15 protein-coding genes are annotated in these 15,449 nt (G+C 71.9%); 5 read left to right on the top strand and 10 right to left on the bottom strand.

Annotation, left to right across the window (positions count from 1 at the left end; translation table 11 throughout):
• The first annotated feature begins 26 nt into the window (after positions 1–26).
• Positions 27–1,094: an RNA ligase (ATP) gene (locus PH203_RS09480; RefSeq protein WP_289918558.1), complete on the top strand. Its 1,068-nt coding sequence runs from the start codon at positions 27–29 to the stop codon at positions 1,092–1,094.
• 271 nt (positions 1,095–1,365) lie between these two features.
• Here the strand turns inward: PH203_RS09480 and soxR are convergent, their stop codons facing one another.
• On the bottom strand, positions 1,366–1,872 hold the full coding sequence (gene soxR / locus PH203_RS09475; RefSeq protein ID WP_289918556.1) for a redox-sensitive transcriptional activator SoxR: 507 nt from the start codon (positions 1,870–1,872) through the stop codon (positions 1,366–1,368).
• Positions 1,873–1,979: 107 nt separating this feature from the next.
• Here soxR and PH203_RS09470 point away from each other — a divergent pair, with 107 nt between their 5' ends.
• Positions 1,980–2,441: a MaoC family dehydratase gene (locus PH203_RS09470; RefSeq protein WP_289918555.1), complete on the top strand. Its 462-nt coding sequence runs from the start codon at positions 1,980–1,982 to the stop codon at positions 2,439–2,441.
• Here the strand turns inward: PH203_RS09470 and PH203_RS09465 are convergent, their stop codons facing one another.
• The 3 genes from PH203_RS09465 to PH203_RS09455 form a co-directional block, all read right to left on the bottom strand.
• Complete coding sequence (locus PH203_RS09465; protein WP_289918554.1) at positions 2,442–3,065, bottom strand: TetR/AcrR family transcriptional regulator; 624 nt, start codon at positions 3,063–3,065, stop codon at positions 2,442–2,444.
• Between the two features lie 73 nt (positions 3,066–3,138).
• Positions 3,139–3,426, bottom strand: coding sequence for a YiaA/YiaB family inner membrane protein (locus tag PH203_RS09460; RefSeq protein ID WP_289918552.1), 288 nt, complete (start codon positions 3,424–3,426; stop codon positions 3,139–3,141).
• A gap of 60 nt (positions 3,427–3,486) precedes the next feature.
• Complete coding sequence (locus tag PH203_RS09455; RefSeq protein ID WP_289919429.1) at positions 3,487–4,674, bottom strand: acyl-CoA dehydrogenase family protein; 1,188 nt, start codon at positions 4,672–4,674, stop codon at positions 3,487–3,489.
• 109 nt (positions 4,675–4,783) lie between these two features.
• On the opposite strand from PH203_RS09455, the gene PH203_RS09450 reads away from it, so the two are divergent.
• The 3 genes from PH203_RS09450 to PH203_RS09440 all read left to right on the top strand — a co-directional run bounded on the left by PH203_RS09450 (position 4,784) and on the right by PH203_RS09440 (position 7,251).
• Positions 4,784–5,425, top strand: coding sequence for a TetR/AcrR family transcriptional regulator (locus PH203_RS09450; RefSeq protein ID WP_289918550.1), 642 nt, complete (start codon positions 4,784–4,786; stop codon positions 5,423–5,425).
• A gap of 46 nt (positions 5,426–5,471) precedes the next feature.
• Positions 5,472–6,200: a metalloregulator ArsR/SmtB family transcription factor gene (locus PH203_RS09445; protein WP_289918548.1), complete on the top strand. Its 729-nt coding sequence runs from the start codon at positions 5,472–5,474 to the stop codon at positions 6,198–6,200.
• A gap of 121 nt (positions 6,201–6,321) precedes the next feature.
• Positions 6,322–7,251 carry a DMT family transporter gene (locus PH203_RS09440; protein ID WP_289918546.1) on the top strand — a complete coding sequence of 310 codons (930 nt, stop codon included), beginning with the start codon at positions 6,322–6,324 and terminating at the stop codon, positions 7,249–7,251.
• Here the strand turns inward: PH203_RS09440 and PH203_RS09435 are convergent.
• The 6 genes from PH203_RS09435 to PH203_RS09410 all read right to left on the bottom strand — a co-directional run bounded on the left by PH203_RS09435 (position 7,243) and on the right by PH203_RS09410 (position 15,372).
• Positions 7,243–8,565: an MFS transporter gene (locus PH203_RS09435; protein WP_289918544.1), complete on the bottom strand. Its 1,323-nt coding sequence runs from the start codon at positions 8,563–8,565 to the stop codon at positions 7,243–7,245. The genes PH203_RS09440 and PH203_RS09435 overlap by 9 nt on opposite strands.
• A gap of 199 nt (positions 8,566–8,764) precedes the next feature.
• Positions 8,765–9,844 carry a Zn-dependent alcohol dehydrogenase gene (locus tag PH203_RS09430; RefSeq protein ID WP_289918543.1) on the bottom strand — a complete coding sequence of 360 codons (1,080 nt, stop codon included), beginning with the start codon at positions 9,842–9,844 and terminating at the stop codon, positions 8,765–8,767.
• Positions 9,845–9,854: 10 nt separating this feature from the next.
• Positions 9,855–11,243, bottom strand: a complete 1,389-nt coding sequence (locus PH203_RS09425) for an aldehyde dehydrogenase family protein (RefSeq protein WP_289918541.1) — start codon at positions 11,241–11,243, stop codon at positions 9,855–9,857.
• Positions 11,244–11,577: 334 nt separating this feature from the next.
• Complete coding sequence (locus tag PH203_RS09420; RefSeq protein ID WP_289918539.1) at positions 11,578–12,918, bottom strand: ABC transporter ATP-binding protein; 1,341 nt, start codon at positions 12,916–12,918, stop codon at positions 11,578–11,580.
• 737 nt (positions 12,919–13,655) lie between these two features.
• Positions 13,656–14,432 carry a class F sortase gene (locus PH203_RS09415; protein WP_289919426.1) on the bottom strand — a complete coding sequence of 259 codons (777 nt, stop codon included), beginning with the start codon at positions 14,430–14,432 and terminating at the stop codon, positions 13,656–13,658.
• Between the two features lie 364 nt (positions 14,433–14,796).
• Positions 14,797–15,372 (bottom strand): hypothetical protein, encoded by a 576-nt coding sequence (locus PH203_RS09410; protein WP_289918537.1) that lies wholly within the window; start codon positions 15,370–15,372, stop codon positions 14,797–14,799.
• Positions 15,373–15,449: the final 77 nt, after the last annotated feature.

The raw sequence follows: 15,449 nt of genomic DNA, 5'->3' as shown, positions 1-15,449 counted from the left end.
CGCACCTGAGTTGAGGAGTCCCTCTGATGTCGACGCTGCGCGTCACCGCCGAAGTGCTGACCGTCCATGAGCATCCGAACGCCGATGCGCTCGAACTGGCCCAGGTGGGGCTGTATCGGGCCGTCGTCGCCAAGGGCGCGTACCGCACCGGTGATGTGGCCGTGTACATCCCCGAGCAGGCGGTGCTGCCGAGCGGGCTCATCGAGGAGTTGGGGCTGACGGGGCGGCTGGCGGGCAGTGCGGCGGACCGGGTCAAGGCGATCCGGCTGCGCGGTGAGCTGTCGCAGGGCATCGTGTGCCGGCCGGAGGCGCTCGCGGGGGTGGACCTCGGACGGGCGGCCGCCGACGGGACGGACTTCGCGGAGCGGCTCGGCATCGTCAAGTGGGTGCCGCCGGTTCCGCCGACCATGAACGGGGACGTCGAGTCGGCGCCGGATCTCGTGCCCTGGGTGGACATCGAGAACATCCAGCGGTACCCGGACATCTTCGCCGCCGGTGAGCAGGTCGTCGTCACCGAGAAGCTGCACGGTTCGGCGTGCCTGGTGACCTATGTCGCGGACGAGTCCCGTGTGTACGTCTCGTCCAAGGGCTTCGGCGCCAAGTCGCTGGCGCTGAAGGAGGATCCACGCAATCTGTACTGGCGTGCGGTGCGGGGGCACGGGGTCGCCCCGGTCGCGGAGCGGCTCGCCGCGCGGCTGGGGGCACGTCGGGTGGGCATCTTCGGGGAGGTGTACGGGGCGGGGGTGCAGGACCTTACGTACGGTGCCGACGGGCGGCGGGACACGCTGGGGTTCGCCGTGTTCGACGTGGCCGCGGAGATCGACGGGGTCGTGCGGTGGCTGGACGCGGGGGAACTGCTGGGCGGGGAGCTGCCGTTGGTGCCGCGGGTCTTCGAGGGGGCGTACGACGTCTCGGTGGTGATGGCGCTTGCGAGTGGGCGGGAGACCGTGTCCGGGCGGTCTCTGCATCTGCGGGAGGGGGTTGTCGTTCGGCCTGTTGTCGAGCGGTACAGCGCTGTGACCGGGGGGCGGGCCATCGGCAAGGCGGTGAGTCCTGCGTATCTGACGCGTAAGGATGGGACCGAGTTCGAGTGAGCGCCTGTGCCTCCGGCGGTGGGGCGGGGTGCCTGCGGCGGCCTGCGCGGGTGGGGTGGGGTTCGCGTCGCGCACTGCTCGCCATCGGGGGTCGGGGCCGCGCCGGGGGGTGTCCGTCCTCGGTCGGGCGGCTCGGCAGCTCCAGACGTAACGGTGCCGGACGCCCGCCGCTGCGGGCGGACACCCCCCCGACACGTCCCCTGCTCGCCGTTGCGCCGGCGCGGCTCCGTGGCCCCTCCGGGCCCATGGGCCGTCCGGCGCCCCGTGGCCCTCAGTTGCAGGGGGTTGCGTCCTGCCGGCAGGGCTCCGTGTGTTCGGCCGGCTTGCGTTCCACCAGCAGTCTTGAACCCGACTGGCGTTGGCCGAACACGTCGTCCGGGTTGGACAGGACGCAGGTGGCCAGGGAGAGGCAGCCGCAGCCGATGCAGTCGGTCAGGTGGTCTCTCAGACGGTTGAGCTGTTTGATGCGCTCGTCCAGTTCCGCGCGCCAGGCCTCGGAGAGGTGGGCCCAGTCCTCGCGGGTGGGGGTGCGTCCCTCGGGGAGTTCGGCCAGGGCCTCGCGGATCGTGGCCAGGGGGATGCCTACGCGCTGGGCGGCTCGGATGAAGGCGACCCGGCGGAGCGTGTCACGGGTGTAGCGGCGCTGGTTGCCGGTGGTGCGACGGCTGTCGATCAGGCCCTTGGACTCGTAGAAGTGCAGGGCGGAGACGGCGGCGCCGCTGCGGGCGGCGAGCTGGCCGACCGTGAGCTCGTGGATCTTCTCGGGAATCTGGGGCACCCCTCGAACCCTACCCAGCGGCGGGGGTCCGGTCCGTTGACATCGGAATCCGGGACTAGCATGCTAAGCAGTCGCTTAGATGTGAGGACGGCATGGGAGGCCGGGACATGGCGGAGCCGAGGGTGTTTGCAGGGGCCGATGGACTGAAGGCCGCGGTGGGTGAGCAGTTGGGGTACACCGACTGGCTGGAGGTCGATCAGAAGCGGATCGATCTTTTCGCGGAGGCCACTGGCGATCATCAGTGGATTCATGTCGATCCTGAGAAAGCTGCTGCTGGGCCTTTTGGGACCACCATCGCGCACGGGTATCTGACGCTGTCGCTGCTTCCGCTGTTCGGGCCTCAGCTGATCAAGGTCGAAGGCGTGAAGATGGGCGTCAACTACGGGACCAACAAGGTGCGGTTCCCCTCGCCCGTGCCGGTCGGGTCGCGGCTGCGGGCCACCGCCACGATCAACGGCGTGGAGGACGTGGCGGGTGGCGTTCAGGTCACCGTCGGCTTCAGCGTGGAGCGCGAGGGCGGGGACAAGCCGGTGTGTGTCGCGGAGTCCGTGTCCCGGTACTACCTGTAGCTACTTGATGCCCACCATCCGCAGGACCAGGTCGGCGTAGAGCGCACCGACCTCTTCCGGGGTCATGGGGCCCTCGACGGTGAACCAGCGGGCCACGTCGATGCAGAGGGAGAGGACGGCGAGGGTGGTGCCCTTGACGTCCAGGACGTCGAACTCGCCCGAGGCCACGCCGTCCTCGATGATGCTCCGGACCTCGGCGTCGCACTGGCGGCGCAGGGCGAGGATCTCGGCGCGGGCGTCCGGGCCGAGGGAGTCCAGTTCGTACTGGACGACGCGGGCGGTGGTGCGGCCGCCCGCGTGCCAGCCGACGAAGCTGCTGACCGCGTCCGCGAGGCGCTCGGCGGCCGCGCCCTCGCGGCGGGACGCCGTCTGGAGGATCTCCAGGGCCTTCGCGTGGCCGATGCGGCTGATGCGGTGCAGGAGTTCTTCTTTGGTCTTGTAGTGGATGTAGAGCGCCGCCGGGCTCATACCGGCCCGGCCCGCGATGTCGCGGGTCGTGGTGGCGTGGTAGCCGCGCTCGGCGAAGGCCTCCACCGCGGCGATCAGCAGCCTCCTGGCCGCGTCGGGCGTGACCTCGCCCCACGCCGACGTCTCGCCACCGGCCGTCTCCTCCGCCGTACTCATCGCTTGGTGCCCCTCTCCACTGACAGAGGCACCACCATACCGCCGAAGGTGAGCGGGCGCTTAGCCTGGCCGCTCAGAGCTTTTCGAAGGGGTCGTGTTCGGCGAGCAGCTTCTCCAGCCGCGCCTGGTCGACCCGGCTGACGATCTGGCCGGCCTCCTGGCGGTCCCGGATCACCTTGGCGAGGGTGAAGGCGGAGGTGACGAGGTAGAGGACGGCGATCGCCAGGAAGGCACGCACCCAGGCGTCGGCGTGCAACTGGTAGATACCGACGCTCGTCGCGACCATGGCGATGACGAACGAGGCGACGGCCTGGCCGTAGAAGGCGGCCGTGCTCTGCTGCTTGACCGGTGTGTCACTCATGGCGCCATGATTCGGCGGCAGTGGCCTGCGCCACATCCGTCGAGGTACTCAGAAACGTACTCAGAAGGCCGAAACTCCGGTGAGCGCGCGGCCGATGACCAGTTTCTGGATCTGGCTGGTGCCCTCGTAGAGGGTCATGACGCGGGCGTCGCGGAGGAGTTTGCCGGCCGGGTACTCGTCGATGTAGCCGTAGCCGCCGAAGACCTGGAGGGCGTTGTTGGCGGCACGGACCGCCGCTTCGGAGGCGAAGAGTTTGGCCTTGGAGGATTCCGTGGCGAAGGGCTGACCACGGTCGATGAGGTCGGCCACGCGCCAGGTGAGCAGGCGGGCCGCGTCGACGTCCACGGCTATGTCGGTGATCAGTTCCTGGACGAGTTGGTGGTGGGCGATGGTCTTGCCGAACTGTTCGCGTTCGCCGGCGTACCCGAGCGCCGCGTCGAGGGCAGCCTGGGCTATGCCCACGCAGCCTGCCGCCACCGACATCCGGCCCTTGGCCAGGGCGGACATCGCGACCGAGAAGCCCTTGCCCTCGGGGGCGAGCATGGCGCTCGCGGGGACCCGTACGTCCTCCAGGACCAGTTCGGCCGTCGCCTGGCCGCGCAGGCCGAGCTTGCCGTGGATGGTGCGGCGGGTCAGGCCGGGGGTGTCGGTCGGTACCAGGAAGGCGGAGACGCCCTTGTGGCCGGGGGCGTCCGTGGAGCGGGCGAAGAGGAGGACCACGTCGGCCCAGGTGCCGTTGGTGATGAACATCTTGGTGCCGTTGATGACGTAGCCTCCCCCACTCTCGGCTCCGCTCGAGCGGGAGGGGCCCCCATCGTCGCGTACGGCACGGGTGGTGAGGTTGCCCGCGTCGGAGCCGGTGCCGGGTTCGGTGAGGCCGAAGCAGCCGACCAGTTCGCCGGAGGTGAGGCCGGGGAGCCACTGGCGCTTCTGGGCCTCGCTCCCCCAGGACGCGATCGTCTTCGCGACCAGGCCGAGGGAGACGGAGACGATCCCGCGGACCGAGGAGTCGCCGCGGCCCAGCTCCTCCGTGACCAGGCAGTACGCGAGGTGGTCGCCGCCCGAGCCGCCGTACTCCTCGTCGAGGGTCAGGCCCAGGAAGCCGACCTCGCCGAGCTTCTTGACGATCCCGCGGTCCACTTCCTCGGCGCGGTCCCAGGTGATCACATGCGGGGCGATCTCCCGGTCCACGAAGTCCCGGGCGAGCTGCCGTACGGCCTGCTGCTCCTCGCTGAGACCCAGGTTCACCACGCGATCACCCCACTTGAGAGCCGGTCGCGGCCGCTTGCCGCCACTTGAAAGCCGTACATTTAAATTAGCACTGCTAGTTTCCAGTCGCAGCCCTACTATGTGCGCCATGGCCCGACCGCGCAAGCCCCTTCTCAGCACCGACCGGATCGTCGGCACGGCCCGCGCGCTCGTGGACACGGAGGGCCTCGCGGCCGTCTCCACGCGACGGCTCGCCGCGGAGCTCGGAGTGAGCGGACCCTCGCTCTACAACCACTTCCGCACGAAGGACGAGATCCTGGAGACCGTCGCCGACTCGGTGAGCGCACAGGTCGACCTGTCGATGTTCGAGGACGGACGGGAGTGGCGGACCGCGCTGCACGACTGGGCCGTGTCGTATCGGGCCGCGTTGCGCGACCATCCGAACATCGTCCCGGTGCTGGCCCGGGGGCCCGGACGGCGGCCCGCGGGGCTGCGGCTCGCGGACGCGGTGTACGGGGCGATGGTCGACGCCGGGTGGCCGCCCGCGCAGGCGACGTCGATCGGCGCGCTGATGCGGTACTTCATCATGGGATCCGCGCTGGGGTCCTTCGCCGGAGGCTTCGTCGACGACCAAAGCGCGTACGACCCCGCCGACTATCCGCATCTCGGGCAGGCCCATCTGCTGGCCGAGCAGCAGGAGAAGATCGACGAGCGGGCGTTCGAGACAGGGCTCGCGGCTTTGCTGGACGGGCTTGCGCAGCAGTACGAGCAGGTACGGCGGGACGCCTAGGACGGTTCGGCCGGCGCCGAAGTGTCCGGGGCGCATGCTGTGAGACATGACTTCCAGAACCACCGGGACCGCGAGGAGCCCTCAGGCGGCCGAGCTGGCCCGCCTCGCCGGGCTCCTCGCCGACGAGACGCGTGCCTCGTGTCTGCTGGCGCTGCTCGACGGGCGGGCCTGGACCGCCAGTGAGCTGGCGCGGCGCGCGGGGGTCGCGGCGTCGACCCTGAGCGAGCATCTGGGCAAGCTCGTCGCCGGTGGGCTGCTGGCCGAGGAACGGCAGGGGCGGCACCGGTATGTGCGGCTCGCGGATGCGCGGGTGGCTCAGCTGGTGGAGGAGCTGGCGTCTCATGTGACGCCGCAGGCGGTCGTACGGCCGCGGAGTCTTCGGGAGGCGAGTGCGGGGTCGGCGATGGCTCGCGGGCGGACCTGTTACGACCATCTCGCGGGGCGGCTGGGGATCGCGGTGACGGATGCGATGACGGCACGTCGACTGCTGTCGCAGGACACCGGGTTCGCGCTCACGGAGGCGGGGCTGGCCTGGTTCGACGTGACGGGTATCGCCCTGGAGAGGAAAGGGCGCAGGCCGCTGGCTCGCGCCTGCCTCGACTGGACGGAACGGCGACCTCATCTGGCGGGGGTCGCGGGGGCGGCGTTCTGCCGGCATGCGCTGGAGGAAGGGTGGTGCGTGCGGATCGGGTCCGAGAGGGCGGTGAAGGTGACGGCGGCGGGAGAGCGGGCGCTGGCGGAGCTGCTGGGGATCGAGGCGGGGGTGTTGCAGTGACTCCCGCCACCCGCCTGCGGCTGCGTCGTGGCCGGTCACACCCGCGACCCTCCGGGGCGCCGCCGGCACCGCGCCCGAAATCCGCGAGCCTTTTTTCGCCGTTCTTCCTAACCTCAGGAGCATGATGAACCCCCGCCGCACCGACCTCCTCGCCGCCGGCGCAGCCACCGTCACCGTCGTCCTGTGGGCCTCCGCCTTCGTCTCCATCCGAAGCGCCGGAGCCGAGTACTCGCCGGGCGCCCTCGCGCTCGGGCGGCTGCTGGCGGGAGTCGTGACGCTGGGTGCCATCTGTGCCGTACGGCGGGAAGGGCTGCCTCCTCGCGCCGCGTGGCCCGGCATCCTGGTCTCCGGGATCCTCTGGTTCGGCATCTACATGGTCGTCCTCAACTGGGGCGAGCAGCAGGTGGACGCCGGAACCGCCGCGCTCGTGGTGAACGTCGGCCCCATCCTCATCGCGCTGCTGGGCGCACGGATACTCGGCGACGCGCTGCCGCCGAGGCTGCTCGCGGGGATGGCGGTGTCGTTCGCCGGAGCCGTCGCCGTGGGGCTGTCGATGTCGGGCGAGGGCAAGTCCTCGGTGCTCGGGGTCGTGCTGTGTCTGCTCGCGGCCGTCGCGTACGCGGGCGGCGTCGTGGCGCAGAAGCCCGCCCTCGGCTCGGCGAGCGCGCTGCAGGTGACGACGTACGGCTGTCTCGTCGGGGCCGTGGTCTGTCTGCCGTTCGCCGGGCAGCTGGTCCACGAGGTCGCGGACGCGCCCGTGTCGGCGACCCTCAACATGGTCTATCTGGGCGTCTTCCCGACCGCGCTGGCCTTCACCACCTGGGCGTACGCCCTGGCCCGTACGACCGCCGGGCGGATGGGCGCGACCACCTATGCGGTGCCGGCACTCGTCGTGCTGATGTCGTGGGTGGCGCTCGGTGAGGTGCCGGGGCTGCTCACGCTGGCGGGCGGGGCGCTGTGTCTGGCCGGTGTGGCGGTGTCCCGGTCCCGGTCCCGTTCGCGGGCCGCGGCTGTCGGACCGCGGCCCGCGAAGGTCACCGAGTCAGCGTGAACGCGCCCTGTCCGCAAGGACCTTGATGGAGATCAGGGCGATGACGGAGAGGCCGATGATGTAGGCGGACACCGACATCGACGTGCCGGTGGTCTCCAGGAGCAGCACCATGACGAACGGGGCGAGTCCGCCTCCTGCGACCGCCGCGATCTGGTAGCCGAGGGAGGCGCCGGTGTAGCGCATCTCCGGGGTGAACAGCTCGGCGAACAGGGCGGCTTGGGGGCCGTACATGATGCTGAGGAAGCAGCTGGCGACGAACGTGCCGACGGCCAGCCACAGCAGTGAGCCCGTGTCGATCAGGAGGAAGAGCGGGATCGCCCACAGGGCTATGCCCACCGCGCCCAGGGTGTAGATCCGGATGCGGCCGTAGCGGTCCGAGAGGGCGGCCGCGGCCGGGATCAGGATCAGCTGGGTGAGGCTCACGCAGAGGGAGACCGTGAGGACCGCGCTCTTCTTCATGTCCAGTTCGCGGGTCGTGTAGTCGAGGACGCCCGTGATGAGGATGTAGAAGGTCGCGGTGTTCACGGCGAAGGAGCCGCCGGCCAGCAGGACCGTGCCGAGGTGGTCGCGCAGGATCGTGCGCAGCGGGGAGCTCTCCTGCGACTTCTCCTTCTCGGCCAACGCCCGCTCCGCGTCACGGAATTCGGGGGTCTCCTCGACCTTGGTGTGGATGTACCAGGCGAGGCCGAGCACGAACAGGCCGATGAGGAACGGCACGCGCCAGCCCCAGGCCGCGAACTGGGTGTCCGTGGTGAAGGCGCCGGCCAGCAGGAAGACCGTGTTGGCGGTCACCACGCCGATGGGGACGCCGAGTTGGACCACGCTGCCGTAGACACCGCGCTTGCCCTCGGGGGCGTACTCGGTGGCCAGCAGCATCGCGCCGCCCCACTGGGCGCCGACCGCGATGCCCTGGAGGACGCGGAGGGCGACCAGCAGGATCGGGGCGGCGACGCCGATGGTGTCGTACGTGGGCAGGAGGCCGATGCCGGTCGTGGCGAGGCCCATGAGGGTGAGCGCGAGGACCAGCATCGGCTTGCGGCCGCGCTTGTCGCCGAGCTGGCCGGCGACGATGCCGCCGAGCGGACGGGCCAGGAAGCCCACGGCGAAGGTCGCGAAGGAGGCGAGGACTCCGGCGGTGGAGCTGCCCGCCGGGAAGTACAGGTCGCCCAGGACGAGGGCGGCGGCGATGCCGAAGACGAAGTAGTCGTACCACTCGACGGCTGAGGCGAGCGCGGCGGCCGTGGCTACGCGGCGGCGGTTGACCGTGGGGAGGGCGGTCGGGGCGAGGGGCTGAGCGGAGGGGGCCATGTCCATGCGGTGCACACTCCGATGGGTGCGGTGGGGACGTTGGCGGCGAACATACTAACCGGACGGTATGGAGGCAACGGTTGTGTCGGAAGGTTGCCCGGAGCACTCAAAGGGCTGGTGAGCATGGCGATGACCCCGGCCTCGAGGCGAGGTCGGGGTCTACGACAACCGGACGAAGGGGGCCAGGCCTGTCCGACGGACAGGCCTAGAAGACGACCAGCGCCCTGCCGCCCTTGCCCGCGAGCATGTTCTCGAAGGCCGCCGGAATGCCGTCCAGGGCGATCCGTTCCGTCACCAGCGCACCCAGGTCCAGGCGGCCCGCGCGGATGTGTCCGGCGAGCACCGGAAGGTCCTCGGCCGGGTTGGAGTTGCCGTAGACGCAGCCGGAGAGGGTGCGGCCCCAGTGGAAGATCTCCAGGGCGTTGAAGGTGACCTGCTGGTCCTTGCCGCCGATGCCGACGACCGTCGTACGGCCGCCGCGGCGGGTGGAGTCCCAGGCGGTGCGGATGGTGGTGGCGCGGCCCACGCACTCGACGGCGACGTCGACGCCCTGCTTGCCGGTGAGGGCGCGGATCTCGCGGGCCGTGTTCTCGGAGGCGACGACGTAGTCGGTGGCGCCGGCCTCGCGGGCCAGTTCCTCCTTCGCCGGGGAGACGTCGACCGCGACGATCTTCGCGGCGCCCGCGATCCGGGCGGCCTGGAGCGCGGCGAGACCCACTCCCCCGACGCCGTACACGGCGACCGTCTCGCCCTCGCGGACCTTCGCGGCGTGGTGGACGGCGCCGTAGCCGGTGAGGACGGCGCAGCCGAGGAGGGCCGCGTCCGTGAGGGGGATGCCCTCGGGGAGGGGAAGGACACAGGACGCCGGCACGACCGTCTCCTCGGCGAACGCGGCGACGTTCAGGCCCGGGTGGAGGTCGGTGCCGTCGGCCGTGCGGGCGTGGACGTCGGCGGCGCCGTTGAGGGCGTTTGCGCACAGCCATACCTCGCCGAGCGAGCAGGCGTGGCAACTGCCGCAGGACGGGGCCCAGTTGAGGACGACCCCGGCGCCGGGCGAGACACCGGTCACGCCCTCGCCGACGGCCACGACCGTGCCCGCGCCCTCGTGGCCGAGCACCGCCGGGACCGGCACCCTCATCGTGCCGTTGGACAGGGACAGGTCGGAGTGGCAGACGCCGGCGGCGGCGAGGCGGACGCGGACCTGGCCGGGGCCGGGGTCCGGGAGCTCGATGTCGGTGACCTCCAGAGGAGCGCCCACGGCGGGAAGGACTGCTGCGCGAACCACGGAAACGCTCCTAGAACTGCAGGGACTTGGTCTGGAGGTACTCGGCGAGACCGTGTGGGCCGAGCTCGCGGCCGACGCCGGACTGCTTGTAACCGCCGAACGGGGCGAGGGGGTTGAAGCGGCCGCCGTTGATGTCGACCTGGCCGGTGTCCATCCGGCGCGCGAAGGCCACCGCCTCCGCCTCCTCGCCCGCCCACACGGCGCCCGCGAGGCCGTACACCGTGCCGTTGGCGATGCGCAGGGCGTCCTCCTCGTCCTCGTAGCCAAGGACGCAGAGGACCGGGCCGAAGATCTCCTCCTGGGCGACGGTCATCTCGGGCGTCACATCGGCGAAGACCGTCGGGGACACGAAGTAGCCCTGCTCGCGCGGGGATTCCGGGCCACCGGCGACCAGCCGGGCGCCCTCGGCGACGCCCTTCTCGATGTAACCCCGCACCCGAGCCCGCTGCTTGGCGTTGACGACCGGGCCGATGCGGTCGCCGTACTTGGCGGCGGCGGTGGCGGCGAGTTTGACCGCCTCGTCGTACTGGTCCCGGTGGACCAGCATGCGGGTCCAAGCGCTGCATGTCTGGCCGGAGTTGGACATCACGTTGGCGACGCCCACGTTGACGGCCCTCGCCAGGTCGGCGCTCGGGAGGATGACGTTGGCGGACTTGCCGCCGAGTTCCAGGGCGACCTTCTTGACGGCGGCGCCGGCCGTGGCGCCGATTTGGCGGCCGACGGCGGTGGAGCCGGTGAAGGAGACGAGGTCGACGCCCTCGTGCTCGGCGAGGGCCTGGCCCGCGACCGGGCCGAGGCCCGTGACGAGGTTGAACACCCCCGCCGGGACGCCCGCCTCATGGACCGCCTCGGCGAAGAGCTGGGCGACGAGCGGGGTGTCCTCGGCGGGCTTGAGGACGACCGTGCAGCCGGCCGCGAGGGCCGGGGCCACCTTGGCGACGATCTGGTGGAGGGGGTAGTTCCAGGGGGTGATCGCGGCGACCACGCCGATCGGTTCCTGGCGGACGACCGAGTTGCCGACCCGCTCCTCGAAGGCGTACGTGGCGGCCAGTTCGGCGTACGAGCCCGCGACGGCGATGGGGACGGCGGCGTGCACGTTCTCGGAGAACTTCAGCGGCGAGCCGAGTTCCGCGGTGACCGTCTCGGCGATCTCGTCCTTGCGGGACACCAGGACGTCCCGGAGTGCGGCGAGGCGGGCCGCGCGCTCGGCGGGGGCGGTCACGGACCAGGCCGGGAGGGCGGCACGGGCGGCCCGTACGGCGGTGTCGACGTCCTCGGCGGTGCCGGCCGGGACATGGCCGATCACCTGCTCGTCGACCGGGTTCACGACCTCGATCGTGTCCCGGCCGGCGGCGGGGCGCCACTCGCCGTCGATGTACATGCCGTCGTGTGCCTTCATCGTGCTTCCTCCCGGCGGTGCCGTGTCGTCGTCCGGCGCGGTCCGGTTCATAAACTAGCGACGATAGTTTTCGCGCGCCAGACGCCCCGGTACGTGACTCATGCCATCAGAAGTCGACCCGGGCCCTGTCGTCCACCCTCCCCACGGACTCCTGGCGGCCGGTCCGGCGGAGTCGTACGTCGATGAGGGCCTGACCCGCTTCAGGCGGGAGCGGCGTCCTGGGCCCGGCAGGCCCGGGTCACCGCATCCTCACGCACGCCCGAACACCCACCACGCGCACCGCCGGAATATCGCCCCCTTCCCTCCACCCCGCTGGAGAGGCCGCCGCCCGGGCTCACTCCTCCAGGTCCGGCAGCCTGGCCGGGGCCGGGCAGATGCGTTCGCCGTGCTGGTCGAAGACGAACAGGTGGGCGAGGTCGACAAGGAGGGGCACCTGCATGCCGTGGCGGAAGTCGATGTCGGGGGTGGTGCGGACGATCAGGTCGCCGGGGAGGCGGCCGTCGGGAGGCGTGACGGGGGCGGGGGCCGGCGGTTCGTCGAGGACCACCACCGGGCCCGCGCGCAGGGCGTCCGCGCGTTGCCGCAGACGGTCCAGGACGCCGGTGGTGCCGTCGCGGCGGCGGCGCCGGGTGGGGCGGGCCGCCGGGCGTGGGGCCTCCAGGTCGGGGACGACGGCGGGGCTGGAGCCGGTGTTGAAGTGGACGAGGACCTCGTGGCCCTGGAACTCCACGTGCTCCACCAGACCGGTGAGCGCCATCTCGCCGGGGCGGGCGGAGGACGGTCTGGCGATACGGATCGCCTCCGAGCGCAGGCCCACGATGACCTCCCGGCCCTGCTGGACGCGGAGCAACTGGTGGTCCAGGGAGAGGGGTTCGGGCAGACGGAGGTACTGCTTGCCGAGGCTGATGGTCATCGCGCCGTCGAGCGGGGCGCGGACCAGACCGCGGAGGAGGTTGATGCGCGGGGTGCCGATGAAGGCGGCGGCGAAGACGTTGCGGGGCAGGGCGTAGACCGAGCGTGGGGTGCCCACTTGCTGGAGGACCCCGCCGCGCAGGACCGCGACCCGGTCGCCCAGCGACATCGCCTCGGACTGGTCGTGGGTGACGTAGACCGTGGTGACGCCCAGCTCCCTTGTGAGCGCGGAGATCTCGGCGCGCAGATGGTTGCGGAGTTTGGCGTCGAGGTTGGACAGCGGCTCGTCCATCAGGAACGCGGAGGGGTGGCGGGCGATGGCCCGGCCCATCGCGACGCGCTGGCGTTCGCCGCCGGAGAGCTGGCCCGGGAAGCGGTCGAGGAGTTCCTCGATGCCGAGCATGCGGGCGGTGGCGTCCACGCGCGGGCGCGGGTCGGCGCCGGGGGACTCGATGCGGAGCGGGAAGCCGATGTTGTCGCGGCTGGTCATGCTCGGGTACAGGGCGAAGTTCTGGAACACCATCGCCATGTCCCGGCCCGAGGGCGGCAGGTCGTTGGCGTACTCGCCGTCGAGCAGCAGCTCGCCCTCGTCGATCTCCTCCAGCCCGGCGATCATCCGCAGGACCGTGGACTTGCCGCACCCGGACGGTCCGAGCAGGACGAGGAATTCGCCGGGCGCGATGTCCAGCGACAGCCGGTCCACCACTCGGGTGCCCCGGGTGTAGCTCTTGCTCACGTCGTGCAACGAGATGGCGCGTGTCATGGCGGCTGCCCCCGAGGGCTGACGGAGCGCCAGGGCCTGTCCGGCGGATCGAGCCGACGGACACGGGGAAGACGGACCGGCCCTGCCGCTTCCCCCGACCTGATCCGCCGAACAGACCCTGTGCATGAGGTCGGATGCCCCGCGCGGTTCGCAAGGGGCTTGTGAGTCACGGAAGTTAACGGAATGTGCGCACCCTGGGGAAGGGGATCGGCCGGATCGGACGTCCCCGTCCAGCAGGTGAGAAAACGGACGTCCGGATTCAGGGCCTGGGGGGTGGGGGCGGGTGGATTGCCGGGGGCGAATGCGGGTCGGGTGACTCGGTGCGGGATGGCGGGTGCGGGTGAGCTGCCGGCGGCGGGCTCGGGTAAGGGGGCAGGGGCCGACGGCGGGTGCGGGGGGCAGTGCCGGGCGGCGGGCGCGGGTGAACCGCCCACGGCAGACCGGGCAGAGCCTGCACCCGAAGACGCGCCGAGGGGAAGCGCCGGACGACAAGCGCAGGTGAACCGCCCACGGCAGACCTGGCAGAGCCAACGCCAGACAGCAGACGCCCGGGGGACAGCGCCAGACGGCAAGCGCCGGTGAACCGCCGACGACACACCAGGCAGAGCCATCGGCCGACGACGGGCCGGGGCGAGCACCGGACGCCAACCGCCGAGGCCGGCGCCGGACGACGGGCCGGGAGGGAAGCGCCGGGCGGCCACCGCCGGGGACAGTGCCGGACGGGGCAGCCGCCCGCGTCAGCGCCGGCGGGCCGGCTCGCGGGTCTCGGTCAGGTGGGCGAAGACGACCACGTTGCCCGAGTAGCCGGTCCTGCGGTCGAAGTCGCCGCCGCAGGTGATCAGCCGTAGTTCGGGGCGACCCCGGGCGCCGTACACCTCGCGGTCGGGGAACCGGTCCTTCTCGTACGACTTCACCGCGTCGACGGAGTAGACCGCGACCCGTCCGTCGGCGCGGGTCACCTCGATCAGGCGGCCCCGTTGCGCTTCGCTGAGGCCGGCGAAGACGGCCGGGCCGGTGTCGGTGTCAAGGTGGCCGACGGCGACCGCGGTGCCCTGCTGGCCGGGTGACGGGCCGCCCTCGTACCAGCCGACCAGGTTCGCGTCGTCGTCCGGCGGTGCGGGCAAGCGGCGGTTGCGGTCGAGGCGGAGGCTCATGACCGGGGCGTCGATGTCGAGGAAGCGGATGACGAGGCGGGTGGCGCGGGAGCGCGGGAGGAGTCGGGGTGCGGCCGTGGGGCGCCGCGGCGTCAGGGCCGGTCGACCGGGCGCCGGCGCGCCCGTGCGGGGCGGTGCGGCGAGGCCGGGCGCCCCCGGGGCACCGGGACGGTTCGGAGCCGCCCCGCCGACGCCCGGCGGCCGTACGCCGGGACGGCCCGCGGCCGCTTCCCCACTGCCCTGCGGGCCAACGCCGCCGGGACGGTTCGCGGTCCCCGCCCCGCCGCCCTGCGGGTCCACGCCGGGACGGTTCGCCGCACCCGTCCCGCCGCCCTGTGGGCCTACGCCAGGACGATTCATTGCACCCGCCCCGCTCCCCTGCCGGCCAACGCCAGGACGGTTCACGGTCCCCGCCCCGCTCCCCTGCGGGCCAACGCCAGGACGGTTCGCCGTACCCGTCCCGCCGCCCTGCGGGCCCACGCCCGGTCCGCCCTGGGCCCGCTCCCCCGTACCGCCGCGCTCCTCGCCCCGCCGCATCGCACCGCGTGCGTCGGCCCCGTCGGTGCGCGAGGCCGCCGGGGAGCCGGGCCGGGCGGCCTCGGTCGCCCCGCCGGGCTCCTCTCCCTGGGCCCACGAGACGCCGCCGACCACCAGCGAGACGGTCACCAGGATCGTCCTCGCGAGGCGGTAGGCGCGCGTCCGGCGCCAGGGCCTGTGCGGGTGACTACGCGCCATGCGGGCGACGACGGAGCCGGAACCACATCACCCCGCCGACCGCGGTCAGGCCGACGGCCGCACCGGCGACCGGGGCGAACGCGTCACCGCGGGCGAGCCCGCCGCCGCCGGCCGGCGGACCGCCGTTCGGACCGCCGGGGCCACCGGGTCCGCCGGGCGGGCAGTCGACCCAGAACACCTTGTGCTTGCCCGCGCCGTGGCCCTTGTCGGTGAGCCACGTGAGCTTGTAGTGCCCGTTGGACAGCGCGATCACGTCGGTGGTGCCGCCGCCGCCGGCGTTGAGGGTGAGGTCCCCTTCCTCGGCCGAGCCGCCGGCGGACGGGGGCTGGCCCGCGATCTTCCAGTGGACCTTCTCCCCCGCGTCGAAGTTGAAGGCATCGAGGTAGAAGCTGCAGACGTGGGGGTCGTTGTCCGGCTCGGCGTCCGGCTTGAACTCCACGTGGATCTTGACGTCTCCGTTGTCCCCCGGAGGGGCGGCGACCGCGGATACCGCGGTCAGGGCGCACCCCGCGAGGGCGAGGGTCGCGACGGCGGTGGCACGGCGTCGGCGGGCCGTAGTGAGCATGAAGTCCTCCGAGTCAGACGATTATCGTATAAATCATGCTTCGCCTGACTCTTTGTCACATTCCGTTCGCCGGTGGC

Origin of the sequence: Streptomyces sp. S.PB5, assembly GCF_030403745.1 — a bacterium.
Lineage (GTDB): Bacteria > Actinomycetota > Actinomycetes > Streptomycetales > Streptomycetaceae > Streptomyces.
This window is presented reverse-complemented; position numbering and strand designations above follow the sequence as displayed.